Genomic DNA, 20528 nt, shown 5'->3' with positions numbered 1-20528 from the left:
ACTCACGTCAGCAGATAGCGAGGAGGCGTCGTGAGCGAAGTCAAGATGGGCATTCTGTCCCTGGCCCTGTTGGGAGGAGCCCTTTATGGATTGGCAAGCACGTTGGGCATAAATTCGAGCATTGCCGATATGGCGGGGCAACTCGTGCAGCTAGGTTCTGATCTGCTGCACCGGCTATGGCTCTGAAGAACCCATGCCCGGCGCGCCAGGCAAGATTACCCGCGGCCGTGGCAGGCCGACGCTGAAGCCAAGGCCAGGGACAGGTGGGGGCGCCATGATGGCCTGGCGCCATCGTCTCAGCGTTTCCAGACAATCGGCGCGGTGGCGGAGCAGTCGGTTACCTTGCCGAACCAGTTCCTGCTGGTGTTCAGCTTGAAGCGTTGATCGTCCACGGGTTCGATCTGCCTGTGCCTGCGGTCGGCCAGGCTGTTGGCCACATTGATCGCGGCTGCCTTGCACTCGGCCGCCGCGGTACCGGGCAGCATCGTGAATCGCTGGTAACGGTAGTTGACCGTGAGCGTGAAGCCGTCCGGCACGTATTCCACCGTGTACTCCGTCGCCATATCGTAGGTGGACATCTGGCGGCCGGAGTGGGGTGGCGCTGTGGTGGTGCAGGCAGCAAACACCAGGCAGGCCATCACCGCCGGGATCTTCAGGTGTTTCACAGTGCGATCTCCATTCGTGCCCACCCAGAATACATACCCTCAAGGGGCGTGGATACCGGCGGCAAACCGTGGCAAGCGCTGGGCAACAAAAAACCCAGAAGGCCTGACGCCGTCTGGGTTCCTTGGCAACGTAGGCAGTTGCTAGCCCTTTGTCTGGTGGGCGGTACAGGGATTGAACCTGTGACCCCTGCTGTGTGAATCGGCAGTGCTGCCCCAAAACCAAAAAGGGAAAAAATCACAATACGCTCTATAAAAATAGCTTACGTTAGCTACTATTAGCGCATGTTAGCACGGGCGCGATTCTTGCGCGGAGCATTTTTGGGGCACTTCCAGACGCGCGGTTGCGCCGTTTCACCGCGCGCCATTCCTCCGGCGAGAATTTGAACGGTTCGCTGAGCTGTTTTGAGTCAACCCATCCTTATTTGCCATCGCCTCTACAAACTTCGCCCAGTCACTGTAGAGCTTGCTCCGCTACTGTTGATATGTCGAGCGGCTCGGGCCGAGTCCCGCCCGTCGACCCCACCCAGCCCACCGCCATTGTGCTGGTCGGCAAGCACCGCGGCGTCAGCATGCATGCCCTGCTATGGGTGGAGCGGCTGTTTCCCGGGCATTTCAAGAACGTGATCTTCCTGGCGGTGGGAGAAGTCGATGCCCAGAGCTACGAAGGCCAGGAAACGCTGCACCACCTGCAGCAGGCCATCGGCGAATCGCTGCACTACTACGTCGCAAGCTGCCAGCGCCACGGTCTGGCCGCCGACTCACGCGTGGCTTTCGGCACGAACCCCGTGCGCGAGTTCATGAAGCTGGTCGAGGGCGTGATGGACGAATATCCGAACAGCGTCTGCTTCGCCAGCAAACTGATCTTCCAGCATGTCAACTTCCTGACCGCCTGGCTGCATAACCAGACTCCGAACGAACTACAGGCCAGGCTGCATCTGCTTGGCAAGCAGATGGTGTTGCTGCCGATGAACGTGCCGTAAGTGGTATATCCCGTGCGCGGGAGGCTCACTTGCAGCGCTACGGGCTCGAAGCTGTGTGCGCCCATGCCCCACCAAAGCGGTCAGCAGGCGACCGTGGCTCGGCCGCTTCAGCCGTTCGCTATCGATCCAGCAATGGCTTGCCGAACAATGAGGGCAAGATGTCATCCAGGAAGAACAGTAGCTGGATGTTTGCACCGACTCCGCGCGTCGATCCATGGGTTAGCGGAAGAACCAGTTCCGCTGCGACCTGCCAGGTATCCCTCACGTAGGCGATGCCCGGGTTGACCGTGCCTCTGGTCCGTTGGCCAACCGGCGAGTCAAAGGCAAACTCCACGAGTGGAACGAACTGGTGAAGCGGCTCCTCCTTTGGCAGTACGCCCGGAACGAAGCGATCGGTCAGGTAAAGCGTGCTGTATTCGACTGCAAAGCTCCAATGGACGGTGGTGACGTTTCGCGTTCTGACACTGTTGAACTGGCGAGCAGCGGGGACGTAGTTCAAGTTGTCGGACTCTTTGCTAGTTGGGACGGCAACGCTGACGCCCGCTGTCACGCCGAAAGGGCGCAGCCACGCAAGGGATTGCGGTAAGGCTCCAAAACCCTGTCCTATATAAAGGCTTGGTGCAATGGTGGCAGGTGCATTTGCGCCGATCCGCTGGGCGCCACTGTGTGGCATGCCGAAGATCAGCGAGCCCGCGACGAGGGTTTCATTGAGATCGTTCTCGTAGAGTCGGGATTTGAGTGTGATGCTGGTTCCGGATGCCCCCGATTGTCGGGCGCCCTCCCAGGTGCGTCGCGTTAAGCCGCTATCGAACCCGATGGAAACATCCGGTGTCAGCAGACGGGCAAATGAAACCGTCACGTTCTGATCTGTTACGGCATTGCCGTTGGCGGATTGACGCAAGAATCCAGGCGTGATGACAAGCTCGTCGGCCACGGCAGGATCGTCGAATGTCAGCGTTCCTGGAAAGAAGCGATTGCCGGCAATACCATGCGCGTGCGACGCTACGGGCGCAATCGCACAAAGTACCGCCGCTGCCATGAGTTGGTGGGCCAAAACCGGGAAGCGATTCATGTTGGCTAATGCCGGCTGGCAGTCTGCTGGTTGCCCGTGTGCGCCAGTGCTGGTGCGGCAGTCGGTTTGCTGAGTCCCTGCACACCCTGACCGCCAACATACAGGCCGACCAGCACGATCAGGGCGCCGGACAGGTAGGGCGCCTTGCGCGCAAAGTCACCGAAGCCGCCCCAGCGTCGGGATACATGCTTGACGCTCAGCGCAGCCAAGGCTCCGGATGCGACCATCGTCATGGCCAGGCCAATGCTGAAGCACAGTACAAGCGTGGCGCCGAGCGTGATCTTCTTGAGTTGCAAACAGAGCAAGAGCACCGTGACGGACGCGGGGCACGGAATCAGGCCACCGGTCAGGCCAAAAACGATGATCTGGCCAGTTGTCACCTGCCGGTTGGCGAAGCGACGGCGGATGTCGTTCGCGTGCGCAAGTTCATGGGCATCCTGGTATCCAGGAGCCGAGACATCCAGCGCTTCGTAGTCCTTGACCACGTGGTGATGGTGATCGTGCTCGACGAACTCGATGTCGTAGTCGTGACTATGGTGTCCGTGTCCCAGGCTCAGGCGCGCAACGAACTCATGCGGTTCAGGGATCGTCTGTGCGGATTCCACGAATCCATCTCGTTGCGCAAAAGTGAAGGTTTGGCGAGTGTCCTCAGGGCGCTCGGTTTCGATGCGCACATCGCTCGCCGGCCAAGCATGCCCATGCTGGCTGTCGCGATAGAGGCGGAAACGAGGTGGCACGCCGTCCTCAAACACTTCCAGCCGGACCACGCCGTGACCGGTGACGATGAACTTGGCGTCGTCGTGCTGGTGGTCATGGCGGTGATCATGACCATGGGCGTGCGCCAGCCGCTGCTCCCGCCACGTTCGCCAGATCATCCACACCGCAACACCGATGATGAGAGCGGCGGAGGCGACCTGGAGATACGGCTCCGTTGACTCAGCGCTCCAGTTCCGACCGAAGTACAGGCCAGCCATGGCGACCGCCCAGACCACGGCTGTGTGGGAGACCGTTGCCGAGAGGCCAAGCAAGACGGCCTGCGTCAGCGTCCCCCGGATAGCCACAATAAACGCCGCCATCATGGTCTTCGAGTGGCCAGGTTCCAGGCCGTGCAATGCACCCAGCAGGATGGCGCTGGGAATGAACAGCCAGGCGTTGCCCTGTTGCAATAGGGTGGAGAACTCAGTCATGGTCGACGATCGCTAGACATTTTGCGTCGGCGAATTATACTCCCCCCTAGTATATTGGTGCTACGCTCCGTCGCTGACGAACCACACTGATCCCCGATTCATGCCACATACCATTCGTGACAAGGCCAAATTGTTGGCGCGCTTGCGGCGCATCCAGGGGCAAGCTGCTGCCCTGGAGACGCAACTCAATGAAGAGGAGGATTGCACGGCGGTGTTGCAACAAATCGCAGCCATTCGGGGTGCGGTGAATGGGTTGATGGCGGCCGTGATTGAGGGTCATTTGACCGACCACGTGGTCAAGGAGCCTGCGGAAGAGCAACGCCAGCAGGATCTCGATGCAGTCATGCAGGTGATCAAGTCGTACTTGAAATGAAGTAGGCGTGTACCTTGGTCATGCCTCGAAAGCTTCGGGGCGTCGCACATCGATCAACTGCATGGCGACCGGACCTTGCGTCGTCGCGGCAAGCTCATGCGGGGAAATTGGCTTGGGCATGTCCTGGCAACTCCGCTCTAACGCTGCGCCGCCGTCTCGAAACGGGCGGAGACTTGTCGCCAATGGATGTTTTTCATGAACGCGTCGACGTAGGCCGCTGCCTTGGCACCATAATCCATGTGATAGGCGTGCTCGTACATATCGAGCGCCAGGATCGGTGTGCCTCCGGCGAGCGTATGGGCATGATCCGCAGCCCATTGGTTGACGAGCCGCCGGTCGCGCGGCGAGTAGGAGAGCAACACCCACCCCGAGCCACCGCTAAGCGCCTTGCCCATTGCCGTGAACTCGGCCTGCCACCGCGCGACCGAGCCGAAGTCGCGTTCGATGGCGTCCCGCAGGTTGCCCTCTAGAGGCCCGCCATCGCCGAGGCTATCGAAGTACACCTCATGCAGGATCATGGAATTCGTGGCGATCAACTCCTCACGCTTCAAGCCGTTGAGAACGAAAACCGGGGCGGTTGCCACATCCAGGGCGGCAATGTCCGCCGTGATCGCATTCAGGCGCCTCACGGCACCGCCATAGTTGTTCTCGTAGTGGCTGACGATCAGCTTCTCGGACAAACCTCGCAAGTTGGCCGGAGCGCATGCCAGCGGCTTCATTTGATAGGTCATGGGTTCTCCTCTTGCAACTCAATGGTGCAACAGCGGATACGCGGCCAGCCCGATCACGGCGGCCCCGACAACGATCACGGGCTCCGACAGCTTCTTGAACTTCAGCAGCAGTGCGACGGTGACCAGCGCCAGCAGCGCTGTGGTAGTAGCCAGGCCTTGCCGTCTTCCTGCTGCGTTTCGTCGGCCAGCTCACGCAATTGTGCGGCTTGCTCCGCATTTTCAGGCAGAAGATAGGCGCCGTCACGCAAGGCCGCGCAGCCGAGCGCCTTGACCGTACGCCAGATACGCATGCGCGCGATCGCGCCGGCTGTCGGCAGGCTGACGATCAGCAGAAGCCAGGAGTTGGTCTTGGTAGTCATGACGGCAGCATGGAGTACCGTACGGACTACTGCAATACTGTAGAGATCGCTACAAAATATGGCTTATACGGCGCCTGTGGCTCGGTGAGCGCCCAGATCATCCGACCATCCGCAGGTGCTGAAATCGCTCAGAAATGTTAATCGGCGTTAATGACTCACGAGCGATGAGGCGAAGTGGCGCGCTTCGTGGTCAACGGTGCTGGACTACAAGGAGATAATCTGCCCCGAAGCGCCCGATAGGAGACTCCATGACGGTGGCCCAAGCGCGAGCGTCTGTTTTTTGGGGAAGCCGCGGGAGATCGCTGGCCACCCCTTACGGCGGACCCGTGCTTCCCAATAGCTTCCTCGCTGCCTGATCGTTGCCAACTCTAGCCTCCAAAGCTCAACGCATGGAGCAAATTGGAGTGGTCGAACCGATTCGGCGAGGGCACAAAATTCCGGGTTAGTGCCTTCTAACTCCGGAAATGAGAAAAGCCAGCGCGAGGCTGGCTTTTCCGAATCTGGTGGGTGGTACAGGGATTGAACCTGTGACCCCTGCCGTGTGAAGGCAGTGCTCTACCGCTGAGCTAACCACCCCTTGCTGCGCCGTCGTTGCCGTCGTGCAGCGGAGAAATGAGATTATGCAGAGGTTCTTGTATCTTGTAAAGCCCTTTTTTGATTTTTGTCAGGCGGCCAGGTTTCCGGGCGCCGCCGCGGGGGCTTCCTGCCACACCGTCTTGCCGCCGCTGGCCTTGTCCAGCCCCTTGAGCAGGTCGAGGTGAGCCTGGTGTTCCTCGTCAGTGGCGCGCAGCACGGGCAGGGCGAGGCGCGACAGGTCGGCCGCCGCAACCGCGCCACCGTGGCTTGCGCTGCTGTCGTGCATGTCGATCACCAGCGAATCCTGGCCGCGCGTCATGGCCAGGTAGACCTCGGCCAGCAGCTCGGCATCCAGCAGTGCGCCGTGCAGTGTGCGGTGGGCGTTGCTGATGCCCATGCGGTCGCACAGGGCGTCGAGCGAGTTGCGCTTGCCGGGGAACATCTGGCGGGCTTCGCGCAGGGTATCGATCACATTGCCCGCATGCTGGCGGAATGGCGGCAGGCCCAGCAGCTGGAATTCCATGTCGAGGAAGCCCAGGTCGAACGGCGCGTTGTGGATGATCAGTTCGGCGTCCCGGACGAACTCGCGGATGTCGTCGACGACCTCGGCAAAGCGGGGCTTGTCGGCCAGGAATTCGACCGTGATGCCGTGGACGGCGATCGCGCCCTCGTCGATATCGCGTTCCGGATTGACGTAGAAGTGCAGGTGGCGCCCCGTCAGGCGGCGGTTCATCAACTCGACGCAGCCGATTTCAATCAGGCGGTCGCCGGTGGCGGCATTCAGGCCGGTGGTTTCGGTATCGAGAACGATTTGTCGCATGGCGGGCATTCTAGCGGAGCGGCGCGGGCCTTCCGCGGTTCTTGTCGCTTGTGATGAAGAATCCGGTCAGCGGCCGATCGATTCGACGCCGCGGTTGGCCAGCGCGTCGGCGCGCTCATTGCCGGGGTGGCCATTGTGGCCGCGCACCCAGTGCCACGAGATCTGGTGCGGCTGCGCCAGGGTGTCCAGCTCCTGCCACAGGTCGGCGTTCTTGACGGGTTTCTTGTCGGCGGTCTTCCAGCCGCGGGCCTTCCAGCCGGGCAGCCATTCGCTGATGCCTTTCTGGACGTACTGCGAGTCGGTGTAGACGCGCACGACGCAGGGCCGCTTGAGCGCGCGCAGCGCTTCGATCACGGCGGTCATTTCCATGCGGTTGTTGGTGGTGTTCGGCTCGCCGCCGAACAGTTCCTTTTCGCTGGTGCCGGCGACGAGCACCGCGCCCCAGCCGCCGCGGCCGGGATTGCCCTTGCAGGCGCCGTCGGAGTAGATCGTGACTTCTTGCATGTGATTCCGTAGTGGCCACCCGCATGGCGGGTGGCGCATTGAGGTGTCAGGGGAAGGGCGCAGGACCGCGTCAGCGTTCTTCGCGGGGGGTCTTGCCGTGCGTGCCGGTGGGTGTGGCCACGGGCGACGATACCGGGGCCAGCGCCGGCTTGCTCTTCCAGGCCGGTCCGACCAGGCGGATATTGCGCACGCGCTTGATCGCCGAGATCATATAGACCGCGCCGAAGATCGGCCACCAGCGGTCGCCGGCCTTTTCCATGAAGGCGGCGCGCTGCAGCCAGCGGTCGGTGCGGTAGGGCGGACAGTAGCAGCCGAAGCGGCCGCGGATGATATCGAAGCCCAGCAGCTTGAGCCAGTCCTTGATGCGCACGAAGCCGATCTGCTGGGCGTCGGTGGGCAGGAAGGGCGTGGCGCCAAGCCGGTTCATGCCCTGGCGCGCGCCCCACAGGCTCATCGGATTGAAGCAGGTGACCACCACGCGGCCTTCGGGCATCAGCACGCGCGAGACCTCGCGCAGCACTTCGTGCGGGTCTTCGGCGAATTCCAGAATGTGCGGCAGCGTGACCAGGTCGATGCTCTGGGTGTCGAACGGCAGTTCGTCGAAGCGGCACAGCAGCTGGCGCGCGTCCGGATGTGCGGCACGCGGCCCGTGCGGCCCGCTGGACGGGTCCAGCGCCAGCGCCGAGAACGGCATCCGGTTTTCGCGCAGGGTATCGATAAAGGGCAGGCCCATCTGCACGGCGTGGTAGCCGAAGATGTCGGTCACGATCCGGTCGTACTGCTGCGCCTCCCAGCGCAGCATGTACTCGCCGGGCGGCGAGGCCAGCCAGTCTTCCCAGCTTACAATCGGATGTTTGGGACGATTGGACATAGGAGCATGCGCATGTTGAAGGTTGAGCCGATCCCGGCGTTCCAGGATAACTATATCTGGGCCATCCACGACGGCCATTGCGCGGCCGTGGTCGATCCTGGCGAGGCCGCGCCGGTGGAGCGCTTCCTAGCGCAAAGCGGTCTGGCTCTGGGCGCTATTGTAATCACCCATCACCACGGCGATCACCAGGGCGGCGTGGCCGAGTTGCTGGCGGCGCACCCGCGCACGCCGGCGGGCGAGCCGATGCCGGTGCTGGGGCCGGCCGGCGAGCGTATCGGCGCGCGCACCCAGGCCCTGCGCGAGGGCGACCTGGCGACCCTCAAGGCGCCGGCGCTGACCCTGCGCGTGCTGGACGTGCCGGGGCACACCGCCGGCCATATCGCCTACGTGGGCGACCTGGGCGCAGCCGGCCCGGCGGTCTTCTGCGGCGATACCCTGTTCGCCAGCGGCTGCGGGCGGCTGTTCGAAGGCACGCCGGCGCAGATGCTGGATTCGCTCGACAAGCTGGCGGCGCTGCCGGGCGATACCCGCGTCTATTGCGCGCACGAGTACACGCGCAGCAATGTGCGCTTCGCGCGCGCGGTCGAGCCGGGCAATGCCGCGCTGGCGGTGTGGGAGCAGCGCGTCGAGGCGCTGCGCGCGGCGGACCAGCCGACGCTGCCGACCACCATTGCCCACGAGCGCGAGGTCAACCCCTTCCTGCGCTCGCGCGAGCCGGCGGTGCGTGCCGCGGTGTCGGCCCAGGGCGGCGCCACCGCGGGCGACGCGCAGGCGTTCGGTGCCCTGCGCGGCTGGAAGGATAATTTCCGCTAGGCCCGCCAGGGCTGCAATGCCTTGCGCCACAAGGCTTTGCAGCTGACCGCCGGATATGGGACATGTGGAAAATCTGATTGACGCGATACGCGGTTTTTTTTAGCATCACGCATCCTTTTAGCGTCACGATTCGAGAACTTAATGAATATTGGTCGATTACTGGCGGTGGTCGCGTGCGCCGCGCTGCTTGCAGCGTGCGCCAGCACCCCCACGCCGCCTGATGGCGCCGACGGCGCCGCGACCGCCCAGACTGCCAAGCGCCAGGATCCGCTCAACTCGCTCAGCGACAAGTCGGCGCTGCCTTCCTCAGCCACGCTCAATGCCGACCGGGGTGGCCTGGACTGGCTGCGCGGCCCGTCCAACGACATCTGGGACCGCATCCGGCGCGGCTTTGCCATGCCGGACCTTGAGGGTACGCTGGTCGATGACCGCACCCAGTGGTATGCGCAGCGGCCGGAATACATGGAACGGATGGTCGGGCGCTCAAGCCGCTACCTGTATCACATCGTCGAAGAACTGGAGCGGCGCAAGATGCCGACCGAGCTGGCGCTGCTGCCGTTCGTCGAGAGCGCATTCAACCCGCAGGCGCAGTCCACCGCCAAGGCGGCCGGGATGTGGCAGTTCATCCCGAGCACGGGCAAGACGTACAACCTGAAGCAGAACATGTTCCGCGACGAGCGTCGCGACGTGCTGGCCTCGACCGACGCCGCGCTGGACTACCTGGCGCGGCTTTACGACATGTTCGGCGACTGGCAGCTGGCGCTGGCGGCGTACAACTGGGGCGAGGGCGCGGTGTCGCGCGCGATCGCGCGCAACCAGGCGCGCGGGCTGCCGACCGACTACGCCAGCCTGCCCATGCCCAACGAGACGCGCTACTACGTGCCGAAGCTGCAGGCGGTCAAGAACATCATCGCCAACCCGGCGGCGTACGGCGTCAAGCTGCCCGAGATCCCGGACCACCCGTACTTTGTCACGGTGACCACGTCGCGGGATATCGACGTGAACCTGGCGGCCAAGCTGGCGGACATGTCGTTGGAGGAGTTCAAGGCGCTCAACCCGTCGTTCAACCGGCCGGTGATCCTGGGCGCGTCGAACCCGCAGATCCTGCTGCCGTTCGATAACGCCGAGCGCTTCCAGTACAACCTGAACACCTATCGCGGCGGGCTGTCGAGCTGGTCCGCGGTGACGGTGGACAGCCGCGAGCGTGTTGAATCGCTGGCGGCGCGGCTGAATGTCGACGCCGATACGCTGCGCGAGATCAACAGCATCCCGAAGGGCATGCGCCTGAAGGCGGGCTCGACCGTGATGATCCCGCGTTCGGGCCCCCACGACCAGGACATCAGCGCGACCCTGGCCGACAGCGCCATGCTGGCGATGGAGCCCGACCTGCCGGATGCGCGCCGCGTGGTGGTGCGCGCCAGCCGGCGCGACACCGTGGCCTCGGTGGCGCGCCGCTATGGCGTGTCGGCGGGGCAGGTGCAGTCGTGGAACAAGCTCTCCGGCACCAAGCTGGTCGCCGGGCAGAGCCTGGTGCTGATGGTGCCGGTGCGCGGCGCCGGCGCGGTGCGGGCGGCACGGGCCGAGCAGGCTGACCGGGCCGAGCGCGCGGAGATTGCCGAGCGCCCCGAGCATGGCAGCAAGGCAGGCAAGGGCGGCATCGTCCGGGTTTCCGCCAAGGGCAAGGCGGATCCGCGCAAGCGCGTTGTCGTCGAGGCCTCGCCGCGGCACACCACCAGGACGGCGCCGGCGCGCGTGACGCGCGAGGCCAAGGCCGGCCCGACCGTCAAGGCGTCGGCCAAGGCCGGCACCAAGGCCAAGGCCCGCTGACGCAAGCGGGCGTGGGCACATGAAGAAAGGGGCGATGCTTCGGCACGCCCCTTTTTTCATGTGCCGGCTCCGCCGCCGTGCGGCGCCCCTCCCAAACTGTAGCCACGCGCACCCGCGCCGGTGGCAAACTACGGCCATATCACAAATGACCGCAGACGCGGAGGAGACAGACATGACGGCAAGCCATGCCGCGCATGCCCGTTCGCTGGCCGACCCCGAAGGGTTCTGGGCCGAACAGGCGGCACGCATCGACTGGGAAACCCCGTTCAGCCAGGTGCTGGACAACAGCCGCGCGCCCTTCACGCGCTGGTTCGTGGGCGGGCGCACCAACCTGTGCCACAACGCGGTCGATCGCCACCTGGCGGCCCGCGCCGGCCAGCCGGCGCTGCACTGGGTCTCGACCGAGACCGACCAGGCCCGCACCTATACCTATGCCGAACTGCACGACGAAGTCTGCCGCATGGCTGCGACCCTGCAGGGCCTGGGCGTGCAGAAGGGCGACCGCGTGCTGATCTATATGCCGATGATCCCGGAGGCCGCGTTTGCGATGCTGGCGTGCGTGCGCATCGGCGCGATCCATTCGGTGGTGTTCGGGGGCTTTGCCTCGGTCAGCCTGGCGGCGCGCATCGAGGATGCCCGCCCGCGCGTGGTGGTCAGCGCCGACGCCGGCTCGCGTGCCGGCAAGGTGGTGCCGTACAAGCCGCTGCTGGACGAGGCCATCCGGCTGTCGTCGCACCAGCCCGAAAAGGTGCTGCTGGTGGACCGGAAACTGGCGGACATGCCGCGCACCGAAGGACGCGACCAAGACTATGCCGCCTGGCGCGAGCGCGTGGCCGGCACGCAGGTGCCGTGCGTGTGGCTGGAATCGAGCGAGCCATCGTACGTGCTCTACACCTCCGGCACCACCGGCAAGCCCAAGGGCGTGCAGCGCGATACCGGCGGCTATGCGGTGGCCCTGGCCACGTCGATGGAATACATCTTCTGCGGCAAGCCTGGCGACACCATGTTCACCGCGTCGGATATCGGCTGGGTGGTGGGGCACAGCTATATCGTCTACGGGCCGCTGCTGGCCGGCATGACCACGCTGATGTATGAAGGCACGCCGATCCGCCCGGACGGCGGCATCCTGTGGCGGCTGGTGGAGCAATACCAGGTCAACCTGATGTTCAGCGCGCCGACCGCCATCCGCGTGCTGAAGAAGCAGGACCCGGCCTGGCTGAGCCGCTACGACCTGTCCAGCCTGCGCCTGTTGTTCCTGGCCGGCGAGCCGCTGGACGAGCCCACCGCGCGCTGGATCCAGGACGGCCTGGGCAAGCCGGTGGTCGACAACTACTGGCAGACCGAATCCGGCTGGCCCATCCTGGCGATCCAGCGCGGCATCGAGCCGCTGCCGCCCAAGCTGGGCTCGCCCGGCGTGCCGGCCTATGGCTATGACCTGAAGATCGTCGACGAGAACACCGGCGCGGAATGCCCGCCGGGGCAGAAGGGCGTGGTCGCCATCGACGGCCCGCTGCCGCCCGGATGCATGAGCACGGTGTGGGGCGACGACGACCGCTTCGTGCGCACTTACTGGCAGGCAGTGCCGAACCGGCTGTGTTATTCGACCTTCGACTGGGGCGTGCGCGACGCGGACGGCTATGTCTTTATCCTGGGCCGCACCGACGACGTGATCAACGTGGCCGGCCACCGCCTGGGCACCCGCGAGATCGAGGAAAGCCTGTCGTCCAGCGCCGCCGTGGCCGAGGTGGCGGTGGTGGGCGTGCACGACGCGCTCAAAGGGCAGGTGGCGATGGCCTTCTGCATCGCGCGTGATCCGGCGTGCACGGCCACGCCCGAAGCGCGGCTGGCGCTGGAGGGCGAGTTGATGAGAACGGTGGAGCAGCAACTGGGCGCCGTGGCCCGGCCGGCACGCGTCTTCTTTGTGAATGCGCTGCCCAAGACGCGTTCGGGCAAGTTGCTGCGGCGCGCCATGCAGGCCGTGGCCGAAGGGCGCGACCCCGGCGATCTGACTACGATTGAGGATCCGGGCGCCCTGGAGCAGTTGCAGGCGGCGCTGAAAGGCTAGCCTGTCATTCCCGCGCAGGCGGGAATCCAGCGTCTTTCACGTCCCCTTTGGGGGCGAAGTCACTGGGTTCCCGCCTGCGCGGGAACGACGGTGGTTAACTGAACGGCATTAGGGCGATTGGGGGTGCCTTGCGGGGCACACTGCATCGCGTCCTTGCCATCGGTCGTGATGCAGACTAATATTTGAAGCATAAAATATTTAAACATGATGTAGATGGCGGTGCGGCCCCGGGGCAAGGTGCCGCGGCGCAGCCGGCAGGAGGCAAAAAAGATGCGAGTGCTTTGTATTGGTGGCGGCCCGTCAGGCCTGTATTTCGGCCTGCTGATGAAGCTGCAGGACCCGGCCAACGAGGTCATCGTGGTCGAGCGCAACCGGCCCTACGACACCTTCGGCTGGGGCGTGGTGTTCTCCGACGCCACCATGGACAACCTGAAGGAAGCCGACCCCGTCAGTGCCGCCGAGATCAACGCGGCCTTCAACCACTGGGACGATATCGACATCCATATCGGCGGGCGCACCATCCGCTCCGGCGGCCATGGCTTTATCGGCATCGGCCGCAAGCGGCTGCTCAATATCCTGCAGGCGCGCTGCGAGGCGCTGGGTGTAAAGCTGGTGTTCGAGACCGATGTGTCCGACGACCAGGCGCTGGCGATGCAATACCAGGCCGACCTGGTGATCGCCTCCGACGGCCTGAACAGCCGCATCCGCACCCGCTACGCCGACACGTTCCAGCCGGATATCGATACGCGCCAGTGCCGCTTTGTCTGGCTGGGCACGCACAAGCTCTTCGACGCCTTCACCTTTGCCTTCGAGAAGACCGAGCACGGCTGGTTCCAGGCGCACGCCTACCGCTTTGACGACACCACTTCTACCTTTATCGTGGAGGCGCCGGAACCGGTCTGGCGCGCCGCGGGCATCGAGCAGATGAGCCAGGAAGAGGGCGTGGCCTATTGCGAGAAGCTGTTCGCGCGCTACCTCGACGGCAACAAGCTGATCACCAATGCGGCGCACCTGCGCGGCTCGGCCATCTGGATCCGCTTTCCGCGTGTGATCTGCCGGCAGTGGGTGCACTGGAATACCTTGCCCGACGGCCGCCGCGTGCCGGTGGTGCTGATGGGCGATGCCGCGCACACCGCGCATTTCTCGATCGGCTCGGGCACCAAGCTGGCGCTGGAAGACGCCATCGACCTGGCCGAGGAGATCCGCGGCAAGGGCCATGACGGCCTGCCCGATGCACTGTCGCGCTATGAAGCCACGCGCGGCGTGGAGGTGCTGAAGATCCAGAACGCTGCGCGCAACTCGACTGAATGGTTCGAGAACGTCGAGCGCTACGCCGGCAGCCTGCCGCCGGAGCAGTTCGCCTACTCGCTGCTGACGCGCTCGCAGCGCATCTCGCATGAGAACCTGCGCGTGCGCGACGCCGGCTACGTGGCGCAGTTCGAACACTGGCTGGGGCAGCAGGCCGGCGTGCCGGCGGACAGCCTGCGCCTGCGCGAGCACCAGCCGCTGCCGCCGATGTTCACGCCGTTCCGCATGCGCGGGGTCATGCTGAAGAACCGCGTGGTGGTGTCGCCGATGGCGATGTACTCGTGCACCGACGGCGTGCCGGGCGACTTCCACCTGGTCCACCTGGGCTCGCGCGCGCTCGGCGGCGCCGGCATGGTGGTGGCGGAGATGACCTGCGTGTCGCCCGATGCGCGCATCACGCCGGGATGCCCGGGTTTGTGGAATGACGCGCAGCGCGACGCCTGGCGGCGCATCGTCGACTTCGTGCATGCCAACAGCGATGCACGCATCGCCATGCAGATCGGGCACTCGGGCCGCAAGGGCTCGACGCAGCTCGGCTGGGAGGCGATGGACCATCCGCTGCCGGAAGGCAACTGGCCGGTGATGTCGGCCTCGCCGCTGCCCTACCTGCCGGGCGAATCGCAGACCCCGCGCGAGATGACACGCGAAGACATGGACCGCGTGCGCGATGACTTCGTCGCCAGCGCGCGCCGCGCTGCCGAGGCCGGCTTCGACTGGCTGGAACTGCACTGCGCGCACGGCTACCTGCTGTCGAGCTTTATCTCGCCGCTGGCCAATACGCGTGAGGACGAGTACGGCGGCTCGCTGGCGGCGCGGCTGCGCTACCCGCTCGAGGTGTTTGCCGCGGTGCGCGCGGTCTGGCCGCAAGACAAGCCGATGTCGGTCCGTATCTCGGCGCACGACTGGGTGGAAGGCGGCATCACGCCCGATGACGCAGTCGAAATCGCGCGCGCCTTCAAGGGCGCCGGCGCCGACATGATCGACTGTTCGTCCGGGCAGGTCAGCCCCGACCAGGCGCCGGTCTACGGCCGCATGTACCAGACCCCGTTTGCCGACCGCATCCGCAACGAGGCCGGCATCGCCACCATCGCGGTGGGCGCGATCTTCGAGGCCGACCATGTCGACTCCATTGTCGCCGCAGGCCGCGCCGACCTGTGCGCGATCGCGCGGCCGCACCTGGCCAACCCGGCCTGGACGCTGCAGGAAGCGGCGCGCATCGGCTACCGCGATATCGCCTGGCCCAAGCAGTACCAGGCCGGCAAGCGGCAACTCGAAACCAACCTGGAACGCGCCGCGGCGCAGGAGAAGCAGGGATGACGCGCAGCACGGGTTCATTGTCAGGACGCCACGCGCTGGTCACCGGCGGCGGGCGCGGCATCGGCGCGGCGATCGCGCGCCGGCTGCTGGCCGATGGCGCCAGCGTGACGCTGCTGGGGCGCGATGCCGGCACGCTGGAGGCGGCGGTACAGGCGCTGCGCGATTCGGCCCTTGCAGGCGCCGTGGTGTCCTTTGTCACGGCTGATATTGCCGATGCCGACAGCGTGGCGCATGCCTTTGCCGCCGCCAGTGAGCAGGCCGGCCCGGTGTCGATGCTGGTCAACAACGCCGGCCAGGCGCACAGCGCACCGTTCCTGAAGACCGATGCCGCGCTGTGGCAGCGCATGCTGGACGTGAACCTGACCGGCACCTTCCTGTGCACGCAGGCGGCGCTGCCGGCAATGCTCGACGCGGGCTGGGGCCGCATCGTCAATGTGGCCAGCACGGCGGGGCTGATCGGCTATGGCTACGTCAGCGCGTACTGCGCGGCCAAGCACGGCGTGATCGGCCTGACGCGCGCGCTGGCGCTGGAAACCGCGGCCAGGGGCGTGACCGTCAACGCGGTCTGCCCGGGCTATACCGAAACCGACATCGTGCGCGACGCGGTCGCCAATATCGTCGGCAAGACCGGCCGCACCGAGGAACAGGCGCGCGCCGAACTGGCCGCGCGCAACCCGCAACGCCGGCTGGTGCAGCCCGAGGAAGTGGCCGACGCGGTGGCCTGGCTGTGCCAGCCGTCCGCGGGCGCGATCACCGGCCAGGCAATTCCCGTCGCCGGCGGCGAAGTGATGGCAGGCTGAACCAGACCGACTGCAACTGACAACGAGAGAAACCCATGACAGACATCGCACTCGACATGCGCCACCACAAGCGCAGCTTTGCCGGCTATGCGCCGAAGCACTTCCTGTGGTCGGTGTCCGGCGACGGCAAGGTCGGCACCGTGACGCTGAACCGTCCGGAGCGCAAGAACCCGCTGACTTTCGATTCCTATGCCGAGCTGCGCGACCTGTTCCGCGGCCTGTGCTACGCCAGCGACATCAAGGCGGTGGTGGTGACCGGCGCGGGCGGCAACTACTGCTCGGGCGGCGACGTGCACGAGATCATCGGCCCGCTCACGCGCATGACCATGCCGGAACTGCTCGATTTCACGCGCATGACCGGCGACCTGGTCAAGGCGATGCGCGCCTGCCCGCAGCCGGTGGTGAGCGCGGTCGACGGCATCTGCGCCGGTGCCGGCGCGATGATGGCACTGGCCTCTGACTTGCGGCTGGGCACGGCGCAGGCCAGGACCGCGTTCCTGTTCACGCGCGTCGGCCTGGCCGGTGCCGACATGGGCGCGTGCACGCTGCTGCCGCGCGTGATCGGGCAGGGGCGCGCCAGCGAGCTGCTCTACACCGGCCGCGCGATGAGCGCGGAAGAGGGCCTGCAATGGGGCTTCTTCAACGCGCTGCACCCGTCCGAAGCGGTGCTGGCGCAGGCGCAGGCGCTGGCCGCGCAACTGGCCGCCGGCCCGACCTTTGCCCACGGTGTGACCAAGAAGCTGCTGCACCAGGAATGGAACATGGGGCTGGACGAGGCCATCGAAGCCGAGGCTGAAGCCCAGGCCATCTGCATGCAGACGCGCGACTTCCGCCGCGCTTACGAGGCCTTCGTCGCCAAGACGAAGCCGGTATTCGAAGGGGACTGAGCCGCCATGTCCGACAAGACCTACCTGGACCTGCCGCTGTTCGACGACGCGCACCGCACGCTCGAGTGCGAACTCGACGCCTGGTGCGCGCAGCACCTGCATGTCGACCACAGCGATACCGATGCCGCCTGCCGCGCGCTGGTGCGGCAACTGGGCGAGGCCGGCTGGCTGCGCTACTGCGTGCCGGCCGCGCACGGCGGTGCGCTGCCCGCGCTGGATTCGCGCTCGCTGTGCCTGCTGCGCGAGACGCTGGCGCGCCACGACGGCCTGGCCGATTTCGCCTTTGCCATGCAGGGGCTGGGCTCGGGGGCGATTTCGCTGGCCGGCAGCGACGCGCTGCGCGCGCACTACCTGCCGCGCGTGGCCCGCGGCGAGGCGATCGCAGCGTTTGCGCTGTCGGAGCCGGAGGCCGGCTCCGATGTCGCCGCGATGCAGTGCAGCGCACGGCTGTCGGATGACGGCAGCCACTATGTGATCGATGGCGCCAAGACCTGGATTTCCAACGGCGGCATCGCCGACTTCTACTGCGTGTTCGTGCGCACCGGCGAGGCGCCGGGCGCGCGCGGCATCTCCGCCTTCGTGGTGGATGCGGATACGCCGGGCCTGACCATCGCCGAGCGCATCGACGTGATGGCGCCGCATCCGCTGGCCACGCTGCGTTTCGACAACTGCCGCGTGCCGGTGGGCAACCGGCTGGGCGAGGCGGGGCAGGGCTTCAAGGTGGCGATGATGACGCTCGACATCTTCCGTGCGTCGGTTGCGGCGGCTGCGCTGGGCTTCGGCCGCGCCGCGCTGGACGACGCGCTGGCACGCGCCTGCGCGCGCCCGATGTTCGGCGGCGTGCTGGCCGACCTGCAGCTCACGCAGGCCGCCATCGGCGACATGGCCACCGCCATCGACGCCGCGGCGCTGCTGACCTACCGCGCGGCCTGGCTGCGCGATGTCAAGGGCCAGCGCACCACGCGCGAGGCGGCCATGGCCAAGATGGTGGCGACCGAGAACGCGCAGCAGGTGATCGACCGCGCGGTGCAGATGTTCGGCGGCCTTGGCGTCAAGGTTGGCACGCGGGTGGAGAGCCTGTACCGCGAGATCCGCTCGCTGCGCATCTATGAAGGCGCCACCGAAGTGCAGAAGCTGATCATTGCGCGCGAGACGCTGGCCGGGCGCAAGGCCTGACGCGCCCGCGAGCTGCCCACGAACTGCCGTACCGATACAGAGCAGACAGGAGACAAGTCATGGCGACCACAGCCCACCTGGATACCTTCGCGCGCGACCGGCTGCCGCCGCCCGACACGTGGCCGGTGTTCCGCTTCAATGCCGATACCGACTATCCGGAGCGGATGAACGCCGCGGTGGAGCTGGTCGACCGCCATGTCAGCGAGGGCCGCGGCGAGCGCATCGCCATCCGCCATCGCCGCGAAGGGAAGATCGAGACGGTCACCTATGCGCAGCTGGCGGCGCTGGTGAACCGCATCGCCCATGTGCTGGTCGAGGACATGAAGCTGGTGCCGGGCAACCGCGTGCTGCTGCGCGGACCCAACAACCTGATGATGGCGGCCAGCTGGCTGGCTACCGTCAAGTCCGGGCTGATCGCGGTGCCGACCATGCCGCTGCTGCGCGCCAAGGAACTGAAGCAGATCATCGACAAGGCCCACGTCAGCGCCGCGCTGTGCGATGCGCGGCTGCGCGAGGAACTCGATGCCAACCAGCAGGCGGGCGGCGAGTTCCATTGCCCGAGCCTGGCACGCGCGCTGTACTTCAACGGTGAAGGCGAGGGTTCGCTCGAGGCGGCGATGGCGGGCAAGCCGCAGACCTTCGACGCCTGCGACACCGCCAGCGACGATGTCTGCCTGATCGCCTTCACCAGCGGCACCACCGGCCAGCCCAAGGGCACCATGCACTTCCACCGCGACGTGCTGGCCATGTGCGACCTGTTCCCGCGCCAGGTACTGCGCCCGCAGCCGGACGATGTGTTCTGCGGCACGCCGCCGATCGCTTTTACCTTCGGGCTGGGCGGCATGCTGTGTTTCCCGCTGCGCATCGGCGCCAGCGCCGTGCTGGCCGAGAAGCTGACGCCAGAGACATTGCTCGAACTGATCCAGGATTTCCGCGCCACCATCGTCTTTACCGCGCCGACCTTCTACCGGCAGATGGCTGCGCTGGCCCCGCGCTATGACCTGTCCAGCCTGAAGAAGAGCGTGTCGGCCGGCGAGGCCCTGCCGGATGCCACGCGCCAGAGCTGGAAGGCAGCCACCGGTATCGAGATGACCGATGGCATCGGCGGCACGGAGATGATGCATATCTTTATCTCCAGCGCCGGCGCCGACGTGAAGCCCGGCGCGATCGGGCGCGTGGTGCCCGGCTATGTGGCGCAGATCGTCGACGAGAACATGCAGCCCTTGCCGCCGGGCCAGGTCGGCAAGCTGGCGGTGCAGGGCCCGACCGGCTGCCGCTACCTGGACGATCCGCGCCAGGCCAACTATGTGAAAGCGGGCTGGAACCTGCCGGGCGATACCTTCGTGGCCGACGAGGACGGCTACTACTTCTACCAGTCGCGCTCGGACGACATGATCATCTCGGCCGGCTACAACATTGCCGGGCCGGAGGTGGAAAGCGCGCTGATGCAGCACCAGGCCGTTGCCGAATGCGGCGTGGTCGGCGCCCCCGACGATGAGCGCGGGCAGGTGGTCACCGCCTATGTGGTGCTGCGCGAGGGCACGGCGGCGGACGACGCCACGCGCACCGCGCTGCAGGACTACGTCAAGCGCCAGATCGCGCCCTACAAGTATCCGCGCCGCATCGTGTTCGTGCCCGCGCTGCCGCGCACCGAGACCGGCAAGCTGCAGCGCTTCCGGCTGCGGCAGATGGCGGAGCAAGGCAACGGCAATGGTGGCAACAACAACGGCGGAGGGAAGCCATGAGCCCCGTGTTCCGCAGCACCGTGCTGGTGCGCTTCAAGCACTGCGACGCCGCCGGCATCGTGTTCTACCCGCGCTATTTCGAGATGCTCAACGACCTGATCGAAGACTGGTTCAGCGAGGCGTTGGGCTGGCCGTTCGATGCCATGCATGGCGAGGGCCGCGCCGGCGTGCCGACCGCCGAGCTGGCGTGCCGCTTCCTGGCGCCAAGCCGGCTGGGCGAGGTGCTGACGCGTGAACTGCGCGTGCTGAAGCTCGGGCAATCCAGCTTCACCCTGGCGATCCGCTTTGCCGGCCCGCACGACGATACCCGCATGGAAGTGACGCAGCGGCTGGTCTGTGTCGATACCGGCTCGATTGCTCCCCAGCCGTTGCCCGATGCCGTGCGCGCGGCCATGTCGGCCTATCTGGTCGCCACGGCCTGAGTCCCGGACTCCATTCATCCATAAAGCTAT

The 20528-nt window shown here is 65.9% G+C and carries 18 protein-coding genes, 1 tRNA gene and 3 pseudogenes; 12 read left to right on the top strand and 10 right to left on the bottom strand.

What is annotated here, in order from left to right; translation table 11 throughout:
- Positions 1-30 precede the first annotated feature (30 nt).
- A complete protein-coding gene (locus tag ACREYQ_RS10510; protein WP_432257558.1) occupies positions 31-186 on the top strand; it encodes a hypothetical protein in 156 nt (51 codons plus the stop codon).
- Between the two features lie 110 nt (positions 187-296).
- Here ACREYQ_RS10510 and ACREYQ_RS10505 read toward each other — a convergent pair whose 3' ends face one another.
- Positions 297-665, bottom strand: coding sequence for a hypothetical protein (locus ACREYQ_RS10505; RefSeq protein WP_432257557.1), 369 nt, complete (start codon positions 663-665; stop codon positions 297-299).
- A gap of 515 nt (positions 666-1180) precedes the next feature.
- Between ACREYQ_RS10505 and ACREYQ_RS10500 the strand changes: the two are divergent.
- A pseudogene (locus ACREYQ_RS10500) lies at positions 1181-1645 on the top strand (amino acid transporter); the annotation flags it as partial.
- 118 nt (positions 1646-1763) lie between these two features.
- On the opposite strand, the gene ACREYQ_RS10495 reads toward ACREYQ_RS10500, so the two are convergent.
- Positions 1764-2717, bottom strand: a complete 954-nt coding sequence (locus ACREYQ_RS10495; RefSeq protein ID WP_432257556.1) for a hypothetical protein — start codon at positions 2715-2717, stop codon at positions 1764-1766.
- Positions 2718-2722: 5 nt separating this feature from the next.
- Positions 2723-3904, bottom strand: coding sequence for a nickel/cobalt efflux protein RcnA (locus ACREYQ_RS10490; protein WP_432257555.1), 1182 nt, complete (start codon positions 3902-3904; stop codon positions 2723-2725).
- A gap of 100 nt (positions 3905-4004) precedes the next feature.
- Here ACREYQ_RS10490 and ACREYQ_RS10485 point away from each other — a divergent pair, with 100 nt between their 5' ends.
- Positions 4005-4277 carry a metal/formaldehyde-sensitive transcriptional repressor gene (locus ACREYQ_RS10485; protein ID WP_432257554.1) on the top strand — a complete coding sequence of 91 codons (273 nt, stop codon included), beginning with the start codon at positions 4005-4007 and terminating at the stop codon, positions 4275-4277.
- Positions 4278-4414: 137 nt separating this feature from the next.
- Here ACREYQ_RS10485 and ACREYQ_RS10480 read toward each other — a convergent pair whose 3' ends face one another.
- From ACREYQ_RS10480 to ACREYQ_RS10450, 7 genes and pseudogenes are all read right to left on the bottom strand, one after another.
- Positions 4415-5008: a superoxide dismutase gene (locus ACREYQ_RS10480; RefSeq protein ID WP_432257553.1), complete on the bottom strand. Its 594-nt coding sequence runs from the start codon at positions 5006-5008 to the stop codon at positions 4415-4417.
- Between the two features lie 18 nt (positions 5009-5026).
- Positions 5027-5149: pseudogene (locus ACREYQ_RS10475) on the bottom strand (chromate transporter); the annotation flags it as partial.
- Positions 5150-5151: 2 nt separating this feature from the next.
- Positions 5152-5367, bottom strand: a pseudogene (locus ACREYQ_RS10470) (chromate resistance protein ChrB domain-containing protein); the annotation flags it as partial.
- A gap of 501 nt (positions 5368-5868) precedes the next feature.
- Positions 5869-5943 (bottom strand) — tRNA-Val (locus tag ACREYQ_RS10465).
- A gap of 88 nt (positions 5944-6031) precedes the next feature.
- A complete protein-coding gene (gene dnaQ, locus ACREYQ_RS10460) occupies positions 6032-6772 on the bottom strand; it encodes a DNA polymerase III subunit epsilon (protein ID WP_432257552.1) in 741 nt (246 codons plus the stop codon).
- Positions 6773-6829: 57 nt separating this feature from the next.
- A complete protein-coding gene (gene rnhA, locus ACREYQ_RS10455) occupies positions 6830-7267 on the bottom strand; it encodes a ribonuclease HI (RefSeq protein ID WP_018309325.1) in 438 nt (145 codons plus the stop codon).
- Positions 7268-7337: 70 nt separating this feature from the next.
- Positions 7338-8138 carry a class I SAM-dependent methyltransferase gene (locus ACREYQ_RS10450; RefSeq protein ID WP_432257551.1) on the bottom strand — a complete coding sequence of 267 codons (801 nt, stop codon included), beginning with the start codon at positions 8136-8138 and terminating at the stop codon, positions 7338-7340.
- A 12-nt stretch (positions 8139-8150) separates the two neighbouring features.
- On the opposite strand from ACREYQ_RS10450, the gene gloB reads away from it, so the two are divergent.
- The 9 genes from gloB to ACREYQ_RS10405 all read left to right on the top strand — a co-directional run bounded on the left by gloB (position 8151) and on the right by ACREYQ_RS10405 (position 20498).
- A complete protein-coding gene (gene gloB, locus ACREYQ_RS10445; RefSeq protein ID WP_432257550.1) occupies positions 8151-8951 on the top strand; it encodes a hydroxyacylglutathione hydrolase in 801 nt (266 codons plus the stop codon).
- A 141-nt stretch (positions 8952-9092) separates the two neighbouring features.
- Positions 9093-10778 carry a transglycosylase SLT domain-containing protein gene (locus ACREYQ_RS10440; protein WP_432257549.1) on the top strand — a complete coding sequence of 562 codons (1686 nt, stop codon included), beginning with the start codon at positions 9093-9095 and terminating at the stop codon, positions 10776-10778.
- 172 nt (positions 10779-10950) lie between these two features.
- The gene (locus tag ACREYQ_RS10435; RefSeq protein ID WP_432257548.1) at positions 10951-12843 is read left to right on the top strand and encodes a propionate--CoA ligase; all 1893 of its coding nucleotides are present in this window, start codon (positions 10951-10953) and stop codon (positions 12841-12843) included.
- A 270-nt stretch (positions 12844-13113) separates the two neighbouring features.
- A complete protein-coding gene (locus ACREYQ_RS10430) occupies positions 13114-15468 on the top strand; it encodes a bifunctional salicylyl-CoA 5-hydroxylase/oxidoreductase (protein ID WP_432257547.1) in 2355 nt (784 codons plus the stop codon).
- On the top strand, positions 15465-16268 hold the full coding sequence (locus ACREYQ_RS10425; RefSeq protein WP_432257546.1) for an SDR family NAD(P)-dependent oxidoreductase: 804 nt from the start codon (positions 15465-15467) through the stop codon (positions 16266-16268). Before ACREYQ_RS10430 ends, ACREYQ_RS10425 begins: the two co-directional genes overlap by 4 nt.
- 35 nt (positions 16269-16303) lie before the next feature.
- Positions 16304-17155, top strand: a complete 852-nt coding sequence (locus ACREYQ_RS10420) for an enoyl-CoA hydratase family protein (RefSeq protein WP_432257545.1) — start codon at positions 16304-16306, stop codon at positions 17153-17155.
- A gap of 6 nt (positions 17156-17161) precedes the next feature.
- Complete coding sequence (locus tag ACREYQ_RS10415) at positions 17162-18331, top strand: acyl-CoA dehydrogenase family protein (protein WP_432257544.1); 1170 nt, start codon at positions 17162-17164, stop codon at positions 18329-18331.
- Positions 18332-18390: 59 nt separating this feature from the next.
- Positions 18391-20076 carry an AMP-binding protein gene (locus ACREYQ_RS10410; protein ID WP_432257543.1) on the top strand — a complete coding sequence of 562 codons (1686 nt, stop codon included), beginning with the start codon at positions 18391-18393 and terminating at the stop codon, positions 20074-20076.
- The gene (locus tag ACREYQ_RS10405; RefSeq protein WP_432257542.1) at positions 20073-20498 is read left to right on the top strand and encodes an acyl-CoA thioesterase; all 426 of its coding nucleotides are present in this window, start codon (positions 20073-20075) and stop codon (positions 20496-20498) included. Before ACREYQ_RS10410 ends, ACREYQ_RS10405 begins: the two co-directional genes overlap by 4 nt.
- Positions 20499-20528: the final 30 nt, after the last annotated feature.

This window comes from Cupriavidus sp. TMH.W2 (assembly GCF_050847365.1).
GTDB lineage: Bacteria > Pseudomonadota > Gammaproteobacteria > Burkholderiales > Burkholderiaceae > Cupriavidus.
The sequence above is the reverse complement of the archived record's forward strand: the minus strand, read 5'-3'. Positions and strand labels throughout refer to the sequence as shown.

What these genes read in the sequence shown, in the direction of transcription:
- dnaQ (WP_432257552.1), bottom strand. Translation starts at nt 6,772, where the DNA reads ATGCCCGCCATGCGACAAATCGTTCTCGATACCGAAACCACCGGCCTG.
- ACREYQ_RS10415 (WP_432257544.1), top strand. Translation starts at nt 17,162, where the DNA reads ATGTCCGACAAGACCTACCTGGACCTGCCGCTGTTCGACGACGCGCAC.
- ACREYQ_RS10495 (WP_432257556.1), bottom strand. Translation starts at nt 2,717, where the DNA reads ATGAATCGCTTCCCGGTTTTGGCCCACCAACTCATGGCAGCGGCGGTA.
- ACREYQ_RS10405 (WP_432257542.1), top strand. Translation starts at nt 20,073, where the DNA reads ATGAGCCCCGTGTTCCGCAGCACCGTGCTGGTGCGCTTCAAGCACTGC.
- ACREYQ_RS10420 (WP_432257545.1), top strand. Translation starts at nt 16,304, where the DNA reads ATGACAGACATCGCACTCGACATGCGCCACCACAAGCGCAGCTTTGCC.
- rnhA (WP_018309325.1), bottom strand. Translation starts at nt 7,267, where the DNA reads ATGCAAGAAGTCACGATCTACTCCGACGGCGCCTGCAAGGGCAATCCC.
- ACREYQ_RS10425 (WP_432257546.1), top strand. Translation starts at nt 15,465, where the DNA reads ATGACGCGCAGCACGGGTTCATTGTCAGGACGCCACGCGCTGGTCACC.
- gloB (WP_432257550.1), top strand. Translation starts at nt 8,151, where the DNA reads ATGTTGAAGGTTGAGCCGATCCCGGCGTTCCAGGATAACTATATCTGG.
- ACREYQ_RS10410 (WP_432257543.1), top strand. Translation starts at nt 18,391, where the DNA reads ATGGCGACCACAGCCCACCTGGATACCTTCGCGCGCGACCGGCTGCCG.
- ACREYQ_RS10480 (WP_432257553.1), bottom strand. Translation starts at nt 5,008, where the DNA reads ATGACCTATCAAATGAAGCCGCTGGCATGCGCTCCGGCCAACTTGCGA.
- ACREYQ_RS10450 (WP_432257551.1), bottom strand. Translation starts at nt 8,138, where the DNA reads ATGTCCAATCGTCCCAAACATCCGATTGTAAGCTGGGAAGACTGGCTG.
- ACREYQ_RS10430 (WP_432257547.1), top strand. Translation starts at nt 13,114, where the DNA reads ATGCGAGTGCTTTGTATTGGTGGCGGCCCGTCAGGCCTGTATTTCGGC.
- ACREYQ_RS10485 (WP_432257554.1), top strand. Translation starts at nt 4,005, where the DNA reads ATGCCACATACCATTCGTGACAAGGCCAAATTGTTGGCGCGCTTGCGG.
- ACREYQ_RS10435 (WP_432257548.1), top strand. Translation starts at nt 10,951, where the DNA reads ATGACGGCAAGCCATGCCGCGCATGCCCGTTCGCTGGCCGACCCCGAA.
- ACREYQ_RS10440 (WP_432257549.1), top strand. Translation starts at nt 9,093, where the DNA reads ATGAATATTGGTCGATTACTGGCGGTGGTCGCGTGCGCCGCGCTGCTT.
- ACREYQ_RS10490 (WP_432257555.1), bottom strand. Translation starts at nt 3,904, where the DNA reads ATGACTGAGTTCTCCACCCTATTGCAACAGGGCAACGCCTGGCTGTTC.